The 21,657-nt window shown below is 34.3% G+C and carries 20 protein-coding genes; 6 read left to right on the forward strand and 14 right to left on the reverse strand.

Annotated elements, in window-relative coordinates; genetic code table 11:
- Positions 1-51: 51 nt before the first annotated feature.
- Positions 52-1,344 (reverse strand): hypothetical protein, encoded by a 1,293-nt coding sequence (locus ACFQ39_RS04870; RefSeq protein ID WP_377176862.1) that lies wholly within the window; start codon positions 1,342-1,344, stop codon positions 52-54.
- A gap of 175 nt (positions 1,345-1,519) precedes the next feature.
- Here ACFQ39_RS04870 and ACFQ39_RS04875 point away from each other — a divergent pair, with 175 nt between their 5' ends.
- From ACFQ39_RS04875 to ACFQ39_RS04885, 3 genes are all read left to right on the forward strand, one after another.
- Complete coding sequence (locus tag ACFQ39_RS04875; RefSeq protein ID WP_377176863.1) at positions 1,520-2,206, forward strand: response regulator transcription factor; 687 nt, start codon at positions 1,520-1,522, stop codon at positions 2,204-2,206.
- A gap of 2 nt (positions 2,207-2,208) precedes the next feature.
- Positions 2,209-3,240, forward strand: coding sequence for a sensor histidine kinase (locus ACFQ39_RS04880; protein ID WP_377176864.1), 1,032 nt, complete (start codon positions 2,209-2,211; stop codon positions 3,238-3,240).
- 84 nt (positions 3,241-3,324) lie between these two features.
- A complete protein-coding gene (locus ACFQ39_RS04885; RefSeq protein ID WP_377176865.1) occupies positions 3,325-3,675 on the forward strand; it encodes a hypothetical protein in 351 nt (116 codons plus the stop codon).
- A gap of 8 nt (positions 3,676-3,683) precedes the next feature.
- Here ACFQ39_RS04885 and ACFQ39_RS04890 read toward each other — a convergent pair whose 3' ends face one another.
- Genes ACFQ39_RS04890 through rnpA form a run of 13 tightly spaced genes read right to left on the reverse strand, consistent with a single transcriptional unit; the run spans position 3,684 to position 18,954 of the window.
- Positions 3,684-4,739: a glycosyltransferase gene (locus tag ACFQ39_RS04890; RefSeq protein ID WP_377176866.1), complete on the reverse strand. Its 1,056-nt coding sequence runs from the start codon at positions 4,737-4,739 to the stop codon at positions 3,684-3,686.
- A 21-nt stretch (positions 4,740-4,760) separates the two neighbouring features.
- A complete protein-coding gene (gene purD, locus ACFQ39_RS04895; protein WP_377176867.1) occupies positions 4,761-6,032 on the reverse strand; it encodes a phosphoribosylamine--glycine ligase in 1,272 nt (423 codons plus the stop codon).
- Positions 6,033-6,043: 11 nt separating this feature from the next.
- The gene (locus tag ACFQ39_RS04900) at positions 6,044-7,393 is read right to left on the reverse strand and encodes an undecaprenyl-phosphate glucose phosphotransferase (protein WP_377176868.1); all 1,350 of its coding nucleotides are present in this window, start codon (positions 7,391-7,393) and stop codon (positions 6,044-6,046) included.
- A gap of 7 nt (positions 7,394-7,400) precedes the next feature.
- Positions 7,401-8,627 (reverse strand): O-antigen ligase family protein, encoded by a 1,227-nt coding sequence (locus ACFQ39_RS04905; RefSeq protein ID WP_377176869.1) that lies wholly within the window; start codon positions 8,625-8,627, stop codon positions 7,401-7,403.
- Positions 8,612-9,706, reverse strand: coding sequence for a DUF1972 domain-containing protein (locus tag ACFQ39_RS04910; protein WP_377176870.1), 1,095 nt, complete (start codon positions 9,704-9,706; stop codon positions 8,612-8,614). Before ACFQ39_RS04910 ends, ACFQ39_RS04905 begins: the two co-directional genes overlap by 16 nt.
- Entirely contained in the window at positions 9,706-10,914 is a 1,209-nt protein-coding gene (locus ACFQ39_RS04915; RefSeq protein ID WP_377176871.1) for an O-antigen ligase family protein, read from the reverse strand. The genes ACFQ39_RS04910 and ACFQ39_RS04915 overlap by 1 nt, the downstream gene beginning before the upstream one ends.
- 32 nt (positions 10,915-10,946) lie before the next feature.
- Positions 10,947-12,080, reverse strand: a complete 1,134-nt coding sequence (locus tag ACFQ39_RS04920) for a glycosyltransferase family 4 protein (protein ID WP_377176872.1) — start codon at positions 12,078-12,080, stop codon at positions 10,947-10,949.
- Complete coding sequence (locus tag ACFQ39_RS04925) at positions 12,046-12,858, reverse strand: glycosyltransferase family 2 protein (protein ID WP_377176873.1); 813 nt, start codon at positions 12,856-12,858, stop codon at positions 12,046-12,048. Before ACFQ39_RS04925 ends, ACFQ39_RS04920 begins: the two co-directional genes overlap by 35 nt.
- The gene (locus tag ACFQ39_RS04930; RefSeq protein WP_377177538.1) at positions 12,859-14,175 is read right to left on the reverse strand and encodes a flippase; all 1,317 of its coding nucleotides are present in this window, start codon (positions 14,173-14,175) and stop codon (positions 12,859-12,861) included.
- A complete protein-coding gene (locus ACFQ39_RS04935; RefSeq protein WP_377176874.1) occupies positions 14,135-15,190 on the reverse strand; it encodes a hypothetical protein in 1,056 nt (351 codons plus the stop codon). Before ACFQ39_RS04935 ends, ACFQ39_RS04930 begins: the two co-directional genes overlap by 41 nt.
- Before the next feature lie 33 nt (positions 15,191-15,223).
- A complete protein-coding gene (locus tag ACFQ39_RS04940) occupies positions 15,224-16,897 on the reverse strand; it encodes a DUF6909 family protein (protein WP_377176875.1) in 1,674 nt (557 codons plus the stop codon).
- Positions 16,897-18,534 (reverse strand): S41 family peptidase, encoded by a 1,638-nt coding sequence (locus ACFQ39_RS04945; RefSeq protein WP_377176876.1) that lies wholly within the window; start codon positions 18,532-18,534, stop codon positions 16,897-16,899. Before ACFQ39_RS04945 ends, ACFQ39_RS04940 begins: the two co-directional genes overlap by 1 nt.
- Before the next feature lie 33 nt (positions 18,535-18,567).
- Positions 18,568-18,954, reverse strand: coding sequence for a ribonuclease P protein component (rnpA, locus tag ACFQ39_RS04950; protein ID WP_377176877.1), 387 nt, complete (start codon positions 18,952-18,954; stop codon positions 18,568-18,570).
- Positions 18,955-19,054: 100 nt separating this feature from the next.
- On the opposite strand from rnpA, the gene ACFQ39_RS04955 reads away from it, so the two are divergent.
- The 3 genes from ACFQ39_RS04955 (at position 19,055) to rimK (ending at position 21,655) form a co-directional block, all read left to right on the forward strand.
- Positions 19,055-20,233, forward strand: a complete 1,179-nt coding sequence (locus ACFQ39_RS04955; protein WP_377176878.1) for an acyl-CoA dehydrogenase family protein — start codon at positions 19,055-19,057, stop codon at positions 20,231-20,233.
- 98 nt (positions 20,234-20,331) lie between these two features.
- Positions 20,332-20,805, forward strand: coding sequence for an ATP-dependent zinc protease family protein (locus ACFQ39_RS04960; protein WP_377176879.1), 474 nt, complete (start codon positions 20,332-20,334; stop codon positions 20,803-20,805).
- Complete coding sequence (gene rimK / locus ACFQ39_RS04965; RefSeq protein WP_377176880.1) at positions 20,783-21,655, forward strand: 30S ribosomal protein S6--L-glutamate ligase; 873 nt, start codon at positions 20,783-20,785, stop codon at positions 21,653-21,655. Before ACFQ39_RS04960 ends, rimK begins: the two co-directional genes overlap by 23 nt.
- Positions 21,656-21,657 lie beyond the last annotated feature (2 nt).

Here is a 21,657-nt window from a genome sequence, read left to right on the forward strand (position 1 = left end):
CAGAACCCAACACATAAAGTCTTGGATTCTGATCTTCATTTCATTTGTTTCTTAATATCCGTTTACGCTATTTGCATAGGTCCAATCAAACACAGATAAGTCTGCTCCAACTGTTTGACTTCCAGCGGTAACAGCAACTGCGCTATCTCCAAAACCAGAAACAGATACATTTTCAGCTTTATTTGCGAAAATAGTTTTCACATCACTTACACCTGTTGGCAATACGATTTCCCATGTTCCGAAAGTCAATTTTCCATTGTTGAAGTTTGTCGCTACTCCATCATTGTCTAACTCTACGTCGGATACATCTTTAAATCCGTATGCATAAACATTATTTGATGCTCCCATAGCGCGATCTCTATAATCTGCATATTCACCCTCCGGGGTAATTGTATTTCCTTGGAGTGTTATATTATTTAACGTAAAGCCGGCTTCATAAGCTCCTTCAGGACCGTCAATTTCTAGACCGTGGTCTGAAATGGCGCCAATGATCACAAATGAATTTGAAATTGTCCCTGCATAGGCCTGGTCAATATCCAAACCATCATCTCCAACAGCGTAAACTATGAGGTTTTTTGCGTTTACGGTACCACCAAAAAATTCGATACCATCATCAAAATTAGCCACTACTTCAATGTTTTCTATGAGTGTTCCGCTTCCTACAGCACCTAAAGTAAGTCCATTGATCTCATTTCCTTCTCCAATATCAGTACCCCCATGTCTTATAGAAATATATTTCATGATTCCTGAATTGTCATCATCATCATTTCCTCCATAAAGTCCGAAAGAATCACTGGCAGGAATTCCTTCAATCTGAACTTCGGTAACATCACCTTTAAAAGAGCCCTTTGCTTTTCCTAAAACCATTAATCCGCCCCACAGACCATTATCATCAATGGTTAAATTCGTACCTGCTGTTTGACCTATTTCTATATTATCTTTGATTGAGGTCATGATTATGGGTTTTTCAGCGGTTCCTTGTGCATCAATTTTAGCCCCTCTGGCAATAATTAAGGCAGACGCTAAAGAACCTTGCCCTTCTTTCCCTTTTATAATTGTCCCTGGTTCTATGGTTAAGGTAACTCCATTGTCAACTACAACTTTACCATTCAAAATGTATACGTTGTCACTAGTCCAAGTGGTGTTTGAAGTAATCAAACCACTCACATTCTCAACTCCTGTGCAAGGTCCGCAACTGCCTCCGCAGTCGATACCAGTTTCATCTCCATTTTGAATACCATCATTACAAGTTGGTAATACAACAATTGGATCTGGTGAGTCACTTCCACAACTCGTCAAACTTAATGTCAGAATTCCTAAGACAATTAAAATAGATTTTTTCATTTTTAGATTTTGTTAATTATTACGCTGCAAAATTGAAGCGGTAGTGTTAAGTGGTTGTTAACCCTAATTTATGATTGTATCAAGGTTCTAGAGATTAGCTGCTATTAGGTTAATAAATGGTTAAGCAAGTAGAAGTGAGGTTTTTTTAATTATTTTTGATAAAAATTCCTCTAAAATGGATACTGAAAATATTAAAATTTTATTAGTAGATGATGAACCGGATATTCTAGAATTAGTTGGTTATCATCTTAAAAAGGAAGGTTTTCAAGTAAAAACAGCTCAGAATGGATTTGAGGCCTTAGATGTTGCCGATGATTTTATGCCTCATCTTATATTATTAGACATTATGATGCCTGAAATGGATGGGATGGAAACCTGTGAAAGAATTCGTAATTCAGAAAAATTAAAAAATGTACTCATTGTATTTTTTACCGCAAGGGGTGAAGATTATTCGCAAGTAGCGGGCTTTGATGCAGGGGCAGATGATTATATTACAAAACCCATTAAACCAAGAGTATTAGTAAGTAAAGTAAAGGCTTTGTTGCGCAGACTAGGGACTTCTGTTCAAAATGATGAAGACGTATTAGAGTTTAATGATTTCACCATTTTTAAAAATGAGTACTATCTTTTAAAAAATGGAGAGCAAATTGTTCTGCCAAAAAAAGAGTTTGAATTGTTAGTTTTATTGGCCAGTTCTCCCAATAAAGTTTTAAATAGAGAACATATTTTGAGAAGTGTTTGGGGGCATGATGTCGTTGTAGGTGGAAGAACTATTGACGTACATATAAGAAAACTACGAGAAAAAATCGGCGACCACTATATCGATACCATTAAAGGAGTAGGTTATAAATTCATAGACTAATTTTGAAATTCAATTCGGCTCACAAAATAGCGATCAAGGTTGCTGCCTTAACAACGCTGCTTATATCAATTTTACTTATTTCTTTTCTTTTCTCCTATCCATGGAATTATGGCTTTCTATTTATTCCTGGAGCAACTTTTTTAATTACCTATTTTACCGCTAAATTATCTTTTAGATCTTATTTAAAAAAAGAGGTCCAAAGCTTATTGGGTTCTGATATATTTAATAACGAAATAGAAATAACTGACGATTTAAATGATCTTGACTTTGAAAAAATTATAAGAAATATCAAGCAATTTGTAGATAAGAAAATGCTTGAAATTGAAAAGCTTCATTCAAGAGATGATTTTAGAAAGGAGTTTTTAGGCAATGTTTCACACGAACTCAAGACACCCATTTTTACCGCGCAGGGCTATATTCTTACGCTTCTTGGGGAATCTATGGATGATGAAGAATTAAAACAAAAGTATCTAGACCGAGCTAATAAAAGTATAGAAAGGCTTAGTTCCATAGTGAAAGACCTGGACATGATCTCTAAGTTAGAAATGGGCGGAACAAAACTAGAAGAAAGCACTTTCAATATTGTGGGATTAGTTAATGATGTGTTTGAAATTCTCGAGATCAAAGCCGCAAAACGAAAAATAACCCTTTCTTTCGATAAAATATATGAGTATCCTTTGTATGCCAAAGGAGATTTTGAAAAGATTCAGCAAGTCCTTATAAATCTTATTACCAATTCAATCAACTACGGGAAATTGGGAGGAACTACAATCGTTAGTATCAGTTCATTTGATAAGCAAAAATACATTGTCAAAGTTCAGGACAATGGGATAGGTATACACGAGAAGCACATACCTAGATTATTTGAACGATTTTATCGCGTAGATAAAAGCCGGTCCAGAGAACATGGTGGCTCAGGACTTGGTTTGGCCATCGTAAAACACACCATTGAGGCCCATGACCAGGAACTTTTCGTAGAAAGTGAATTAGGTCATGGTTCCGCCTTTTCATTCACCCTAAAAAAAGTAGTATAGCTATTTCCAATGTTAAGTTATTGTTAAGCGTTTGTTTATTTTATGTAAATATTTTTATATTTACTCCAATAAAACACAAATGATATGAGAAATAATGTATTAGTATTGGCTTTATGTTTGCTTTTTATAGGAATAGGATATGCACAAAAAGTTGAACCTAAATATGAAAAACAAGATGACTTAGTAAAAGTTTCTTATTTTTTCGATAATGGGGATTTAAAAGAGGTTGGTTATTTTAAAGAAAATAAATTACACGGTCAGTGGATTGCTTTTAATGAGGAAGGAAAAAAAGTGACTGTAGCCAATTATGAAGAAGGAAAAAAAGTGGGTACTTGGTATGTAGTAACGAATGATTCTGTAAAAGAATTGGTTTATGATGCCAATAAGTTGGTAAGTGTAAAAGATATTAATACAACTGAAATAACCTTTATATAGTCTCTGAACTAGCTATTAAAAACATCAAATGAAAGCATTTCAGCATTTTCATTTGATGTTTTTTTTATGGGAAAACCTTGGGTTTGCAATCCTTCCTTTAATTTGCAAAGAGTGAAATTTTTTTGAAATGAGAAATTCGCAATTCCCCTTTTTCTCAAATGAATCGCCAATAGGATCTGCTCAAATTGTCCTGGGGTTGGTATAAAAAAAGCTTTAGACCTGAGTGCTTCCATATCCATGATGGTGGTATAACCCGATCGGGAAATGATTAATTCACTTCTCAAAATTGCTGCTTCCAATTCTTCTTTAAGCATATAGTTCACAATTTCAATTGAATCTAAAAACTCACGTTTTTGGTCTTGCTCAAGTATTCCTCGTACAATTAACACCTTACCGTCAAACTCCTTAAACTTTTCAATCATTTTTTCTTCAAAAATAGATCGTTGTGGTTCCGGACCAGAAATAATCACAAGTATATCATAGACTTTCACAAAAGCTTTGTAATCAAATCTGCTCAACGGTTTGATATACCTTATTTGTATTTTTTTCGGTGGAGGAAAGGAAAGGCTACCTGCGAGATTATCATATCCTTCATAATCAGGCACCCAGCATTCGTCAAATTTAGAAATCAGTTTATGATGAATTTTTGAAGCCATCCTGGTAAATACGCCAAAAGGTACATTGAGTTGGTGTGTGATATAAACGGAAGGAACTTTTTTCGAGTAAACGCCAAAGCGATTGTCGGAAATAATCCCATCTAACTTCAATTCAGCTACCAATTTGTCAACACAGTTATACTCTTTTTCAGCAGCTCTCCTTATCTTTTGAGATTGACCTAGCAAGCCCAGAGCCAAAAGATTTCCATTTTTGGTGTATTTAATATGATATGAAGGCAATTCAATTGAGACAAGCGCAGGAAACTCTTTTTTGAGCAATTCTAGAGCTTGTCCATCACTGGCTAATACAGGTTCAAAACCCTGCTCTAATAATGCTCCTACAACAGGAATACACCTTGTTGCATGACCAAGCCCCCAATTTAAAGGTGCCACTAAAATTCTTTTCATGACACTAATTTTATTTTCCTACTAAAGGTCGAAACCGATATCCTTTCTAAAATACATCTGATCAAAACATATTTTATCAATGCTTTGATAGGATTTTTTTAAAGCCTCATTTTTATCCTTTCCAAAAGAAGTCAAAGCTATAACCCGACCACCGGAGGTAAGAATTTTGTCTGAACTTTTATCCGTTCCTGCATGAAAAACAATAGAATCTTTTATTTGATCCAAACCATGAATTTCTTTCCCCTTTTCATAGCTTTCCGGATAGCCTCCAGAAACCACCATTACCGTTGTAGCCGTATCCGGATTAATTTCTAATTTAACTTTATTCAATTCTCTTTTTGCGGCACTATTTAATAAATCGATAAAGTCATTTTTAATTCTAGGAATCACCACTTCCGTCTCTGGATCTCCCATCCTTACATTGTATTCGATCACTTTGGGTTCTCCTTTAACCTTGATCAAACCGATAAAAATAAAACCCACATACGGAATTCCGTCATTCTTCAATCCATCCACAGTAGGTTTGATAATTCTATCTTCGACCTTTTTTAAAAAAGTTTCATCTGCAAAAGGAACTGGTGAAATAGCGCCCATACCTCCGGTATTCAAACCTTTATCTCCTTCTCCAATTCTCTTGTAATCTTTGGCGTTAGGCAAGACAAGATAATTTTCTCCATCCGTAAAGACAAAAGAACTCATTTCGATACCGTCTAAAAATTCTTCTATGACCACTTTTGCACTGGCTTTTCCAAATTTTTGATGGGCGAGCATTTCTTTGAGTTCCTGCTTAGCCTCCTCAATATGATCTAAAATCAAAACTCCCTTTCCTGCTGCCAAACCATCCGCTTTTAAAACATAGGGAGGGCTTAGTGTTTCTAAAAAAGCATATCCTTTTTCTAATGTTTCAGGAGTAAAACTTTCATATTTCGCGGTTGGAATCTGATGCTTATACATAAATTCTTTCGCAAATTCTTTGCTTCCTTCCAACTGAGCGGCAAATTTTTGTGGACCAATTACAGGAATGTTTTTTAGGAGTGAATCATTTAAAAAATAATCGTGGATACCGTTAACCAATGGATCTTCGGGCCCCACAAGTACCAATTCAATTTGATTTTCAATCACTACCTCTTTGACCTTTTCAAAATCGTTAGGGTTGATCTTTAAATTTTTTCCATAAACCGAAGTGCCCGCATTTCCCGGAGCAATAAACAACTTTCCTAATTGTTTACTTTGTGCTATTTTCCAGGCAAAAGTACATTCTCTACCTCCCGAACCTAAAATTAAAATATTCATTTCTTTATTTTTTAATATGCTTTTATATCACCACGCAATGCGTTATACACGGTTTTAGCCATGATCTTTAGATCGAGTAAAAACGACCAATTCTCTATATAAAAAATATCGAATCGTACACGATTTGACATGTCTGCATTTTTTTCTATTTCTCCGCGATAACCACTTGTTTGCGCCAAACCCGTGATACCGGGTTTCACCATATGCCTCACCATAAATTTATCTACAATTTTGGCATACTTCTCTGTTTGACTTAACATATGCGGTCGTGGACCAACAATACTCATTTCTCCTTTTAAAACATTTATAAATTGTGGTAATTCATCAATACTTGTTTTTCGTAGAAATTTCCCAATTGTCGTAACCCGACAGTCACTTTTTGTAGCTGGTTCTGCTTCCGAAGTGTCATTGACAAACATAGAACGAAACTTGTAACAGATAAATTGATTACCCTTTAAGCCATGTCTTTGTTGCTTAAAAAATAAGGGGCCTTTTGATTCTAATTTGATTAAAACAAATAATAACGGTGTTAGCCAAGATAAAACAAAAACTATGATAAACATAGAAAAAAGGACGTCAAAAGATCGCTTAAATAATTGATTTACAGGATTATCAAAAGGTATTTTTCTAAGTGACAATACCGGAATACAATCGAAATATTCCACTTCCATTTTGGTGGTATAGATCTTGTCGGAATCCGGTAAAAACTTCAATACCCTTAAATTATTATCTGCAAAATGGATTAGTTTCTCAATCTGGTCCTTGCTTAGATCGTTAATGGAGCAAATAATTTCATCCACATCATTCTTTAACATATAACTGAAGGAGGATTCTATTTTTCCCAGATAATTTTTCATGGGTAATTCAGTGTCATTGAAAAATCCCATGACCTGATATCCCATTTCAGGATGTTTTCCTAGAAAATAACTAAAGTTCATGATATTCACTCCGTTTCCCATTAAGACAACCTTCCTATAATTTCCTCCTAATGCTCTATACTTTTGTAAAGCAGCAAAATAAAAGCTGCGAAACGTAGCAATCGCCAACAAAATCAACAGTAGTACTCTGAGATGAGATTCAACTAAAATCTCTTTAGAAGTAAGCGTAAAATAGGCAAAGTATGCAATGCTAAACAATAAAAATTGAAGAAAAATATGTTTGTATACGTCCAATACACGACTATGCCTTTTGAACTTGTAAAAATTTGTAAAATAGGCACTTGCTAACCAAACTGAATTAACAACCAAGTAATACTCCCCACCGAAACTATTTTCAAAAAAAAGAAAAAGTACACTATTGACAATCAATAAATTGACAAAAAGAGCAATTGGGGCGATGTATTTTGAATAACGTTTTTTCAAAACTGAGTTAGTTGCTGGTTCTTTGAAGTGGTTGTAAATAAAGCAGGCAATATAGGGTTACAAAAAAAACCATACCCCACTGTCGCCACAACACAGATTCTGTTATGCAAATTAAGGTCATTAATAGAATAAAGACAAAAAATAGGGGGCTTTTCTCGGTAAGTGCCCGTTTAAATCCCATTAGAAGCAGAAACAACATCATTACCAAGCCAAATAAGCCTAAATCGGCAGTTGTTTGGAGGTATTGGTTATGAAAATTATAGCTGAAAAAATCAGGATAAAGATCATATTCTTGATACTTCTCGGTCAATTTTTCTTGTGAGGCCAAAAAACCATAACCTTGTATGTATTTTTTATCTCTATCAAATAACTCATAAAAACATTTTGCTTGAAACAATCTTAATCCGAAACCGGTCCAATGATAAACCTGTCCGAATTTTTCTGTAGTTAAAACTTCATTGACATTTGTTTTTTCAACTTCTAAAATAACTCTTTGTTGGATCTGATCTGAAGAAAAACTCTTCCAAAGCATCACTAGAACCAAAGGAATAAATAAGATTAGAGCTTTGTATTTCTTTCTTTTGAGTTGATCCGCGATAAGAATTAAAAAAGTTGATACAACCAATACTTTTGATGAAAGTAAAATGATCATGACGAGAAGAAAAAATAGTAAAACTTTATTCTGCCAACTTTTGAACGGCGCTTGGTAGTAAAGAAAGAAAAAAGAAAACGCAATAAAAAGTGACATGTAAATTGCGCTCATCCCGAATAAAGGTTCGCTCAAATAGTGATAAAAAAAATACGATCTATCCTTTGTTTCAATAAAGTTTATATTGGCAAATAATAGACAGTAAATTGAGCATATTACCATCCCAAGAGAAAAATAGGACAATATTTTCGTTGTCCATTTGGTTGATTTCTGATCGACAAATTGAATTGAAATCGGGAGGAGTAAAAATGGCAATAACTTTCTAAATGCTTTCAACGATTCTTGCTGATCATCGGACCAAAAAAAAGATAAGCAGGCCCAAACAAAAAAGCCAATAAATGCCCAAAATACAGGAGTCATTTTAGCTTTCTCTTGGGTACCAAACCATTGAAATAATGCCAAAACAGACAAAAATAGAATGGAAAAACTGTTTAAGTTATTTTTAAGAGGAAGTGTAACTAGTACTAAAGATACAGCTACTAAAGAAATAGAAAATAAACGTTGGTGTGTTAAGATTTTTTGCACGCTGTTTCAAAAAGATTTAAATACGCCTGATGAATTTTTTCAAGACTGTATTGCTCTTTAACTTTTTGTAGATTTTTATTTACAAAATGAAGATAATTCTTTTTTTCAACAGTTAAGCTGTAATCTGCTACCTCCTCAACATTCTTAAAATAAAAGGCATCATCATTTAAAACAGCTTTATTAAAAACATTGTTATGCGCAATGACAAAAGCTTGAGAAGCCATCGCTTCTATCAAAGAAGGATTCGTCCCACCAACAGAATGACCATGAAAATAAGCCCGTGCATAAAACCTCAAATTATTCAAATCCTCTTGGTTATAATTTTGTCCAAGAAAACGAATTTGACTGTTTGCCTTAAATTTATTGATTAAATATCTCCCGAAAGAATTTCCTTCAGCATCGCCAATGACTATAAATGGTTTCTCCGAGCCACCTTTAACATAGCCGTCTAAGATCATTTCGATATTATTTTCCTTTTCCATTCTGGCAATAAGCATACTGTAGCCATAAGGTTCTACTTCATACTTTTTTAAGAAAGATGCCTCCGGTTGTTCGAAAGGAACTGCTCCGTATGCAATAAAAGCAGTGTCAATTTTGTACTTGTTGCGTAAATACTTTTTAATTTCAATTGAATCTGAGATACATATATCGCTACTCTTTACCGCTAAATACTCGGCTATTCTTAAAAATCTCCTCACAAAATAGTTGTATTTCACTCTTTGCCATTCCAAACCATCCATATTACTTAGTACAACAGCATTTTTAGGTAGTAAAAACCACCAAATTGTATTGCTTGTATACCCCAGTTGAAGCAATATATCAAAGTCAGCCTTTCTGGCATGTCTTAAACAATGGAAATCATAAATAAACTGCCCTGAGGGACCTAAAAAAGATGGTTCAGTTTTAAATACCAAGTTAACTCCTTTGTATATTTTGCTTTTATATGATTGGTGATTAGGACAATAGACCGTTACAGAATGTCCTTTTTCTACCAAATAAACTGACAAGAATTCTGCAAATTGTTCGAACCCGCCATATCTGTTTGGAATCCCTTTGGTGCCTATAATTCCTATATTCATCAATCTTTTTCCTTTTGCTGTAAGTGGAATAAAAAGCCACCCAAAAAAAACATGTAAAACTCATGTTCGTTATAAATACCTGTAGTAATAAGGGATGAAAAAATGAAGAAAAGACCGATGCCTGCAACTAAATTCTGTGTGTTTTTCTTCAAAAGGGTATCGCTTTTATTATAAGATTGCAAATATAGGAAGCTAAGTAAAATGAGATAGATTAATAAAGCAAAAATTCCAGTTTTATAAAGAACATAAATATATCCGTTATGGATATGTGGAATATACCTCATTCCCTTTTCGTTTACAGGGGCTATAAAATCGAGATCTATCAATGATCCAAACCCTTTGCCAAAAAAGTAATTGAGCGGTTTCCTATTTAATTCATCAATAGCTCTATGGGCTTCATAAGCTCGCCAGTGATCCCATAATTCTGCATGATTTTTTTCATTGATCTCTTCTGCAGGCACAAAAATCTCTGAAGGTGCAATCTTCATTTTATATAAAAAAGATTGTAGTCCGGGTTCATCACGCCTGATTTCAGCATTGAATAAATAGACGTAAAATAGTGTAATAGCAACAAGTAATACTGAAAAATAGCTAAATCCTTTTTTTGTCAATTTCGCTACACCGGTAAACGCCAAAACCAATAAAATGATCCCTACGAACATCATTCTTGAAAAATACAGTGTAAAAGAAATGCCAATGATGATCGTTGCTAGAAAAGTGAAATATTCATGCTTGAACACTTTAAAAAAAGAATTTTTAAAGGAGGAAATCAAGATTGCCAATGCAAATAATTCAAGTAAATTATCTATTCCATTTTTTCTAATGGTCTCTACATTTACATCGGAAAGGTTTAAATGAAAAAGTATTTTTAAGCTATGGTAAATGGCAAACCCCAAAGCCACAAGTATGATAGTTCTAAAAATGAATTGAATATTGTTGATTCTTTTTACCAATCCATAACCCAGTAATAGACCCAATATAGGCTTTGAAAAATAAAGTAAATCTTTTAAACGATCATAAAAATCCGCTTGGTTAAATATGGATGTAACAAGGCCAATTAAAACAATACTTACTAGCGTTAAACTAAGCTGTATTGCGGTTTTGGATAAACGACTTTTTGGGACAAAAACAAAAGGTATACCCAGTAAAAAGAGTACAAAATGAACCTCAAAACTTGTAAAAGCCGTGAGTAGGATGAGGTAAACCATCCATAACGTTTTAAAAAAAATGGATCCTTTTATCACTTTTTGTTACTTAGAAGAATTATTGAAAACTTTTCCGCACTTTCCTCCCACCTATATCGCTTCTTAATTTCCGTTCTAATCACTTCCAATTCTTTTTGAGATCTAGAATGAGTAAAGATTGAGAAGACTTTTTTAAAATCATTTTCATTCGCTACATCACAAAAATAGGGTTTAAAAAAATCGTACGCCTCCATCGCCGTATTATTTGAACATAAAACAGGAATTGCACAGCTTCCTGCTTCTAAAGGAGGAATTCCAAAACCTTCTGCCATAGATGGATAAATGAATCCCTCTGCACCTCGGTATATTTTTAACAACGCATGATCTCCTATTTCAGCTATAAAATGAACGCACTTTATTTGCTGGGTTGATAAACTTGTCATCATCTTCTCCAATTGCTTATATTTTATAGACTTGGCTCCCACAAATACCAACTGAAAACCACTTTCATCCCATTTTTGCTCGAAAAAAGTTTGTAAAACAAGGGCTTGATTTTTTCTTGGCTCAATGCGACTCACCATCAATAAATACTTTTCGAGACCAAATTCTGATTTAACTTCAGATTTAATATTGGTTGAATCATACTCCTCAAAAAATTTTGCGGAAATACCATTTGAAATTACTTTTATTTTTCGCTTATCTATTTCAAAATGTTGTTCAATTGCCCTTTTTGAATATTCCGAAACGGTAAGTAAAACATCGCATTTTATTGCACTTCTTTTAAACAACAGCCTCCTCACCCATCTGTAATTTAGTGGAAAATACTCCGGAAAATCCATAAAAAGGACGTCGTGAATTGTATTGATATAAACACAATGCTCATACTTCTTAAGCGGGATTACGTACTGAAAATGGGCAAAATCGAATTTATAGTGGGCTATGATATGAGGAATTTCATGGAGCATTCTCTTTATCCTGGAAGGGTTTTTATAGTATATATAATGTACATTTTCCAGAGAATCCAGTTCCTCAGCCTTGAACTGATTCATGCAACCAAAATAAAAATCTATTTCCGGGTTTTGTCTTACTACTGCCGCATACAGTCCTTTTAAATATGTGACCGTTCCTTGAGGCTCTTTGTTCAATAAATAAGCGTCAACGAAGACCTTTAAACCATTTCTTGACTGCATAATTAATGTTTAAACATGTTCTCGCAATTGCAAACTCAACTCCGGTAAAATACTTTTCGATATAAATTTCAAATCCTTTTAAAAGCATTATTTCTCTGGTTTTATTAAACCCCACGAAATGAACAAAACAAATAGAAGGTAAAAAAAGAATTTCTTTACCCATTAAAGTTAATCTTTTACAAAAATCAACATCTTCGACATACATAAAATACGCCTCGTCTAAACCCCCGGCTTTTTGATAATCTTCCTTTCTCGTGAGCAGGAAAGCACCCGTGATCCAATCTACTTTGAGAGAAACATTGGGGTTTTTAAAATTGCCCGTCACAAACGCTTCCCTTTTTTCTTGAAAGGAAGAAAATTTAATGAATTGCCAAGGTTTAGGGTACCTGCCAACAGAAGGAATATAGCTTTTCTCTCCATTCAACATTTTTATCCCAACAGCTCCTATGTTCAACTCATTTTCTATCAATTCGAACGCCGGTTTTAGACTATTTAGTAAAATGGTATCATGATTTAACAGCAATACATATTCACCTTTAGCTTGATTGACAGCCAAATTATTTGCTTTCGCGAAACCTAAGTTTTCCTTATTCTGTAGGATCAAAACATTGCTAAATTCCTTAGCAATTTCAATCGTATTATCAGTAGAATTATTGTCAGATATCCATATTTCGTACGGTAAAAAGGAGCAAAATTGTTCTATGGATGCAAGACAATCTTTGAGATATCGACCGCTATTAAACGTAACAATAATGATGGATAATTTGATTTTTCCCATTTAACCAAATGTATAAAAACCTAATTTCTTTTTGATGATATAGATACTTGAAAGGTTAAGTATGACTGTTGTCATCAAACTTGCCATCGCAGCACCATTTATTCCGTATTTTGGAATTAAAATGAAATTTAAAATTACATTTAAGAGTATACATAGCAATGATAAGTTGCGCATAGTGACCTGTTGATTGGTCATATTTAATATTTGATCAACATTTCCCGAAATCGCATTGATTAGCACACCCAGACTCAGTATTATTAATGCTGTTCTTCCTTCTGTAAAATCTTCACCGAACAGACCCAATAAAGTATCATTAAACAGCATAATTCCCAAAATAATTGGAATTGTGCACAGAGAGATTAGCCGAGTAGCTCCTTGAATATATTTCTTTAATTTTTCTTTTTGATTTTGCTGATAATACAAAGCTATTTGTGGTGCTATGATCACATTGAAAACAATAAGTATCAACAAGCCTAACGAAGCTATTTTGAAGGCCACATTATAAACCCCCACCTCTTGCATGGGCCTGAAATAACCAAGCATAAAAACGTCTGTCCAGTTGAGCAAAAAAAGCACTGCATTGCTCATCATCATGGGCAAAGACAATTTCAACAGCTTTTTAATAGAGAACTTATTTTTTACAACTTTACTAAAGGGCTTAATTCTTACCAACTCGATCAAAAAAATAATTGAAATAGCGAAGCCAAAGGCGTAGATAGTTCTTTCCTGGCCCGGAATAAAATTTGCAATCCCAAAATAAATAAGAATAAAAAATATTGGAGGCAGCAAAAATAAAAATAAGTTGTACTGATTAAAGAAGGAGCGCCCCCTAAAATATCCTAAAAAAATTTCATGGAACATCATTGGTATAACAAAACACGAAGCTATTTGCAGGTACAATTCAAGTTCTGAATCTTTAAAAAAAGATGATGCTAAAGCAGGCGCTAAAAAATATAAGCCCAGGGAAAGAAGTACTCCTGACAGGAAAACAATCTTTAAAATTGACTCAATAAAATCAGTTTTTGGTTTTACAACAAAATGACTTCTATCTGCGATCAGCCTGACTAATGCACTAGGGAACCCAAAAGTAAAAACAATGGTAATAAGGCTTAAAATCGTAATAACAATAGAATACCTTCCAAAAACCTCTGAGCCAAAATGATGCGTTATCAAAAGCATAACGACATAAGAAAACGCTAAGCCGATTATCTTAAAAAAAAAGGTTTTGCCTCCCTGAATAAAAAATGATCGAATTTCTTTGCCTTCAAAGAGACCTTTAAATATTTCGATTGGTTTTATAGCGATTAAGGTATTTATTTAGGGCGTTTAACAAAATAATAAATAATGCTCCTATTGAAAAAATAAGGGCAAGTCTGACTGAATACCTTTGTCTAAGATTTCTGTCAATTACACCTTCTTCGGCAAAATCTGAAACGATATTCACAACAGATGCTTTTTCTATAATATCATCATTTAGCCAGGCCATTTGTTTACTAATCTGATCCGTAAGGTCAAAAAGTGGTAAGTCTTTGTTTACCTCCTCTAACTGTTTTGAATCGATGGTTAAAGTAGCTTTTTCATCCCCTTTTTGCGCATTTAATAATGCCACTTTTTTATATAAATTTCTTAGTGAATCAATCTGTGCTAAATTGTCTTTTAAGATTAATTTACGAGACATTAATTCATCCATTCTAATCCTGCGAATATTTTCAAAATAATCTGTGGCAACCAAATGGGTTAATTCTTTAGTAATTTTGGTAAATACCGAATTCGATGTAGATCTAACTCTTATTTGATGGTATCTAAAATTGTCTTCACTTAATCTATTGATGAAATCATCATAAGTCGTGTGTTTTAAAATAATAGAATCTGAGGTTCTTAAAAAACGTTCATACTCTAACCTAAGATTTCTGCTTTTTTCAAAAACTTTCGCATGGATCGAAGTTATTGATTGAGCATCTTCTCTCGAAATTTTTAATACTTGGGCTAAAGTTTCACTATTATTTTGCTGAACAAGCTCATCCAAATAATCTACCACCTTATAAAGTTGGGCTCCACTTCCATAATTTGTTTCTAAAATCAAATCAGAAACATAGGTTTTCGCCTTTGTAAGATCAAGTCCTAACCCTAAAAGGAAACCAACTAAAGCAGAGCCTAAAATTTTAAGCCAATGTTTCCTTAGAAACAGCAGAAAAAGGATGAATGAGTGAAAAATAGCTTCTAAAACATCGCTAATCCAGCGAAAGAAATTCTTAATTCCCTTGCCAATAGAGGTAAACAGATTGCCCAAATCAACCTCATCTTCGGGACTATTTTTTTCTTTTGAATTCATATCTTACAGACAAATATAATCGAATCGTATCGATTAGAGAATTTGCTCCAATATTTTTTGAGTAATGAGATAGGTTGGTTTTACTCCCGTTGTTCCTAACCCACCAGAGGCTAAAGTACTTCCGGTTTCTAAAGGGTTGTCAGATGCATAATAGGCATAGCGCACATCTACTTTTTTACTGATGTTTCCTCTAATTCTCGAAGCAGCTTGAATAGCCTTTTGATAATGCGCCCCTTCCATTTCTAAACCAATAACTTTCCAGGATGAATTGTAAAAAAATTCTAACAGATCCTTGTTTTGCAGAGAAGTTCCTAAAACCGTGACCATTGTTCCTTTATAAACATCAATACCATATCCACTTAAATCCTCTTTTTTGAGTTTGTTTTTAAATGGATAATTGTCTGCCGTACCTTCAAAAACATGCGCTGTTGGGATCATAATATCTCCTTTGCCCCCTTCTAAAATTCCTGCTTTTCCCATGATGGACACAGAATGAACATTTAAATACTTAAGCAGTCCATTTTCAAATTGATAGGGTTTGAGCAATTCATCCAGAGTTTCATAGGCCTGCTCACCAAAAGCATAATCCATTACGATGATCACTGGTTTATTCTCTTCACTTTTGTTAGAGCTGAAATTGGTTTTACTCAAATCTACTTTGGCTGTATCAATTATTTGCACATCAATGTTGGTACCTGATGTGTCATCCACAAAAACAAGTCCATTTTTAGCCGCATATTTCCTGATCTTTTCTTGAAGTCCGCTATTTTCTGACTTGCTTAAATTTTCAAAAATGGCTCCGTTTTCCATCGCTTCAAACTCCTTTGGCAAAGCTTGAGAAACATATAATGTGTTCATCACGCTGTGCATATTCGCGCTGATGATGTGCAATTCTCTGTGCAGTAAATTGTTTTTTTTAAGTTGATCTTTGATATTCTTCGCCCAAATATCTCCGTAAATATGATGGCCTATTCGTTCTCTTAAAATCGGACTAAAATTAATGACATGCTTTTTGTCTTCCAGCAATTCTTTAAGGGCTAGATTACCCATCCAATAGACAATCTCAAAGAAACGATTAGGATTTTCTTTGGTCTGAAATTTCTTATAAAAAATTTGAATTTCACTAAAAGTACGACCCATTAAAACAGAGAGGTAAGAAAAGATGACTTCCTTTTCATTTTCTGTCAATTTTTTGTGGTCCAAAATCGCATTTTCCAATACGCGCCATTCTCTACTTAAACTTCCTTCCTCATTGAGTAAAATTCTTTTGGCAATTTTTTCTGCTTCGATATATAAAAAAGTTAGGTGAGTAAGCACGTCATAAATATCTGATCTCCCCCTTGTGATCTCAATATTCATTTGATTTTTATCAATTCTAAAGCAATTTCTTCTCCTTTTTGAAGGAACAATGGCCTTAAAATGAGAATTTGAAAGACCTTCTTCTGCAGTTAACTGAATAAATTGGCATTCAGCAATTCCTTCTGGAAGCCTTTCAATGACATACAGCAAACCATTTAATTCAGATTTTTCTTCGGCAATAGAACCATAAATTTCAGGTCTTAAGGTAAGCAGGGCTTCCCTTAATGTCTTTCCCGAAACTCCCATCGGTTTGTAAAATCCGCGATTAAACAAATGGCGCATGGTAATATACATCCGCTCGATGGCATTGGATGATTCTTGGGATTTGGTACGTTTAATGTCGTTCATTAGGGTTTTAGTATTTTTTTATAACGGTCTAAATCTTTTAATAAGCTTACTGCCTCCTGTACATAAGGGCTTTTGTACAAATGATTCTGATATGTTCCCTTTTCGAAATAATAGCGCTTAATAATTTCATCTGATAACTCTTGCATGATGAGAATCTTGTTTATTTCAAGTTCCTGTAATTTTTTCTTTTGAATTTTTTGATTTAGACTTTTAATCTCAGGACTTATAAAATCTTTATAATCCTCCTTTTCAGAGGCTACTATTCCTGCGTCAAAAATCTTTTCAGACTGTATTTTAAATTTTGACGAATTTTCTGATACAAATTTGATAAAGTCCTCATAATCTGATGAAGTTAATTTAAAATCTTCAGGATTTGCAATACTTGGATGGCTGTAATAATAATTATTTACATAAGAAAATATGAGGTCAGACTCTAAAAGTGCTTCCGTAGAAAGTGTTTCTTTTTGCTTGCTCAATTTAATATCTGGTTCAATTCCTCCACCATCATATACAGTGCGTCCATTTTTGGTTTTAAAAGAATTTCTCTTTTCTTCTGAGAATTTTGGAACATCTCTTCCAGAACGATGGGTATAATCTAATTCTTGAATATTTCTTCCACTTGGCGTGTAATATTTTGATATGGTGATCTTTAACTTTGTGCCATAAGACAAATCTATATATCTCTGAACCAGTCCTTTCCCAAAAGAACGATCACCCATTACCACCGCCCTATCAAGGTCTTGTAAAGAACCCGCCACAATTTCAGAAGCTGAAGCAGAATTCCTGTCGATGAGCACTACAATTGGAATCTCAGTATCTATGGGCTCATTTTTTGTTCGGTAGGTTTCACTCAATTTTGTCAGTTTCCCTTTTGTCGTTACCACAACTTCCCCTTTTGGAATAAAAAAATTTGTGATATCAACTGCTTCATTCAACAAACCTCCTGGATTATCTCTTAAATCCAGTACAAGCCTGTCCATTCCGGCATCTTTTAAATCTTCAAAGGCATTTTTAATGGCTTTTGATCCTTTTGAGTTAAATCGACTAAAGGCGATATATCCAATTTTATCATCTATCATCTGATAATGTGGAACGGGATCTGCTTCAATTTTTGTTCGTTCAACATTAAATTCTAATTTATTGTTCTGTCTTAAAATTTGAAGGTCAATCGCAGATCCCTCTGCGCCTTGCATGAGGGAGGAGATTTCTTGAATATTACCCTCTTTAACTTCTAAACCATTCACTTGAATAATTTCATCTCCAACTTTTATCCCGGCCTTCTCCGCAGGAAGATCTTTAAAAAGTTCATAGATAAAGAATTTATTATCGATGAATTTTGTGCTAGCACCAATACCACTAAAATCTCCTGTAGCGTTAATCTTGGCATCCTCAACTCCCTGCTCATCATAAAACTTTGTGTATGGATCGAGTTCATCTAGCATGTTATCAATAGCCGTTTCAGTTAATTCTGCCGGATTGATCTCATCAATATAATTCATATTTAACTCTTTGAACAAAGTTGAGTAAATCTCTAATTGTTTGGCAATCTCAAAATAATCTGTTCTAAAAGCAAAAAAGGTAAAAACCGTTGCCAATAACCCAAATATGACGAGACCTTTCTTTATATAAATTTTCATGTTTTTCGAAATTTTTGATGATAAAATTATTTTTTAAGCGGAAGCCGAATGCTGTTTTTCTCGAAACTTTTCTATCAACTGATCTATTTTTGACTGAAGAAGTTCCATTTTTTCTTCCTTTTTACCCACATACATTAACATCATTACATACTTTTTATTATCTAAACAGCTGTAAATCTCGTGCTTATTTAACCTGAACAATTCTCTCAACATTCTCTTAATTCTGTTTCTATCAACCGCTTTTTTAAAATTTCTCTTTGAAGCAGAAACTGCCATTTTTACCAAATGGGTATCAGAAAAACTGCTCTCCATGAAGATTAACTTTAATGGAAAAACCGAAACTGATGCTCCTTCTAAAAAAAGTTTAGAAATTTCCTTTTCATTTTTTAATTTTTCCGATTTGGCAAAAGTATATCGCATCGGTACAAAATTAGACAAATAAAATTAAGTTTTTTTGCGGTTTTTTTCTGAATTATCATGCCATAACTGTACATTTGTCATTACTAAAATTTCAACAAAAATGGCACAAGATTTATTCCAGGCACCCGATTATTATTTATTAGATGATTTGTTGACGGATGAGCACAAGTTAGTGAGAGATGCTGCAAGAGAATGGGTAAAAAGAGAAGTGAGTCCAATTATTGAAGATGCTGCGCAGAAGGCTGAATTTCCCAAGCAAATTATTAATGGTTTGGCTGAAATAGGTGCTTTTGGACCTTACATTCCGGTTGAATACGGTGGTGCAGGTTTAGATCAAATCTCTTACGGATTGATCATGCAAGAAATAGAAAGAGGGGATTCTGGCGTCCGTTCTACGGCTTCAGTTCAATCTTCATTGGTCATGTATCCCATCTGGAAATATGGAACTGAAGAACAAAGGCAAAAGTATTTGCCCAAATTGGCGAGTGGCGAAATGATGGGTTGTTTTGGCCTTACAGAGCCCAATCACGGTTCTAATCCGGGTGGTATGGAGACGAAATATAAAGATATGGGCGACCATTATTTATTAAATGGTGCTAAACTTTGGATCTCAAATTCTCCTTTTGCAGACATTGCAGTGGTATGGGCTAAAAATGAGGAAGGGAGAATTCATGGATTGATTGTTGAAAGAGGAATGGAAGGATTTTCTACTCCGGAGACCCACCATAAATGGTCTTTACGAGCTTCTGCAACAGGAGAATTGATTTTTGAGAATGTAAAAGTTCCAAAAGAAAATCTTTTGCCCGGAAAATCAGGTTTAGGAGCTCCCCTAGGTTGTTTAGATTCTGCCAGATATGGTATCGCTTGGGGCGCAATAGGCGCAGCCATGGATTGTTATGATACGGCACTTAGATATGCAAAAGAAAGAGTACAATTTGGAAAACCAATTGCTGCCTTTCAATTACAACAGAAAAAGTTAGCAGAAATGATTACTGAAATCACCAAAGCGCAATTACTCACTTGGAGACTAGGTGTTTTACGTAATGAAGATAGAGCTACTTCGGCACAAATATCTATGGCCAAAAGAAACAATGTTGAAATGGCGCTGAATATTGCTCGCGAGGCTCGTCAGATTCTCGGCGCAATGGGAATTACAGGTGACTACTCGATTATGCGACACATGATGAACTTAGAATCTGTTATTACCTATGAAGGCACACATGATATCCATCTACTTATAACAGGTATGGATATTACCGGAATTGCAGCATTTAGTTAGATTATTGAAAAAAGACTAAATCAAAACTTATAAATCTAAAGACAAACAGTTATTTTGTTGATTTATAGTATTTTTGCACAAAGTGTAAAAGAACCCAGATGTCGAAATTATTTATTGGAAGAAAAGATTTTGCCGATTTTCCTGAATTTGGCTTAGAAAATATTGCCGTGAAAACGGATACCGGGGCCTATTCATCCTCCATTCATTGTCATCATATTGAATTGGTCGAAAAAGAGGGCGTAAAAGCAATTCAATTTAGATTACTGGATCCCAACCATGAGGAGTACAATGAAAAATTATTTTGTACTAAAAACTACAAAGTCAAAACCATCAAAAATTCATTTGGAGGTACAGAAGATCGATATATTATTGATACAACAATCGTTCTGTTCGGTAATATTTATCCTATTAAATTGTCCTTAAGCGAGAGAGGCGAGATGAAATACCCTGTTTTATTAGGACGTGAACTTCTAAATAAAACCTTCAATGTAGATACAGATAGAACAAATCTATCATTTAAAAATAAACAAAAAAGCAAAAAGAATAATAATGAAAATAGCAATACTATCTAGAAATCCCAAACTTTATTCTACCAAAAGGTTGGTAGAGGCCGCTGAAAAAAAAGGTCATGAAGCCGTGGTAATAGATCATTTAAAATGTAATATAGAAATTGAAAAAAGAAAGCCAAAAATATATTACATCGATCATTACTTAGAAGGTTTTGATGCCGTGATTCCTAGAATTGGTGCATCCGTAACATTTTATGGTACGGCAGTAGTTCGACAATTTGAAATGATGAAAGTCTTTACTGCTGTAGAATCTGTTGCTTTGGTGAGATCCAGAGATAAATTGCGAAGCTTACAAATCTTATCTAGAGCCAGTGTTGGAATGCCAAAAACAGTCTTTACCAATTATTCAAAAGATGTAGATCATTTGGTTGATGCAGTTGGAGGGACACCGTTAGTTTTGAAACTTTTAGAAGGGACACAAGGCTTAGGGGTTGTATTGGCAGAATCGAAAAATGCTGCAAAATCTATTATTGAAGCTTTTAACGGGTTGCAAGCCAGGGTTGTTGTTCAGGAGTTTATAGAAGAATCTGGTGGAGCAGATATCCGAGCTTTTGTAGTAGACGGAGTCGTTGTTGGCGCGATGAAACGACAGGGCAAAGAAGGAGAATTTAGATCTAATTTACACCGCGGAGGAACTGCCAGTTTGGTAGAACTTACAGATGAAGAAGAAATTACAGCCGTAAAAGCAGCTCGGGCTCTAGGTTTAGGTGTAGCAGGCGTAGATATGGTTCAGTCAAACAGAGGTCCTTTGGTTTTAGAAGTAAATTCTTCTCCCGGACTAGAGGGGATAGAAAGAGCAACAGGTAAAAATATTGCCAGAGAAATTATCAAATTTGTTGAAAGACATGTATAGAT

Source organism: Namhaeicola litoreus, from assembly GCF_042679565.1.
GTDB lineage: Bacteria > Bacteroidota > Bacteroidia > Flavobacteriales > Flavobacteriaceae > Namhaeicola > Namhaeicola litoreus.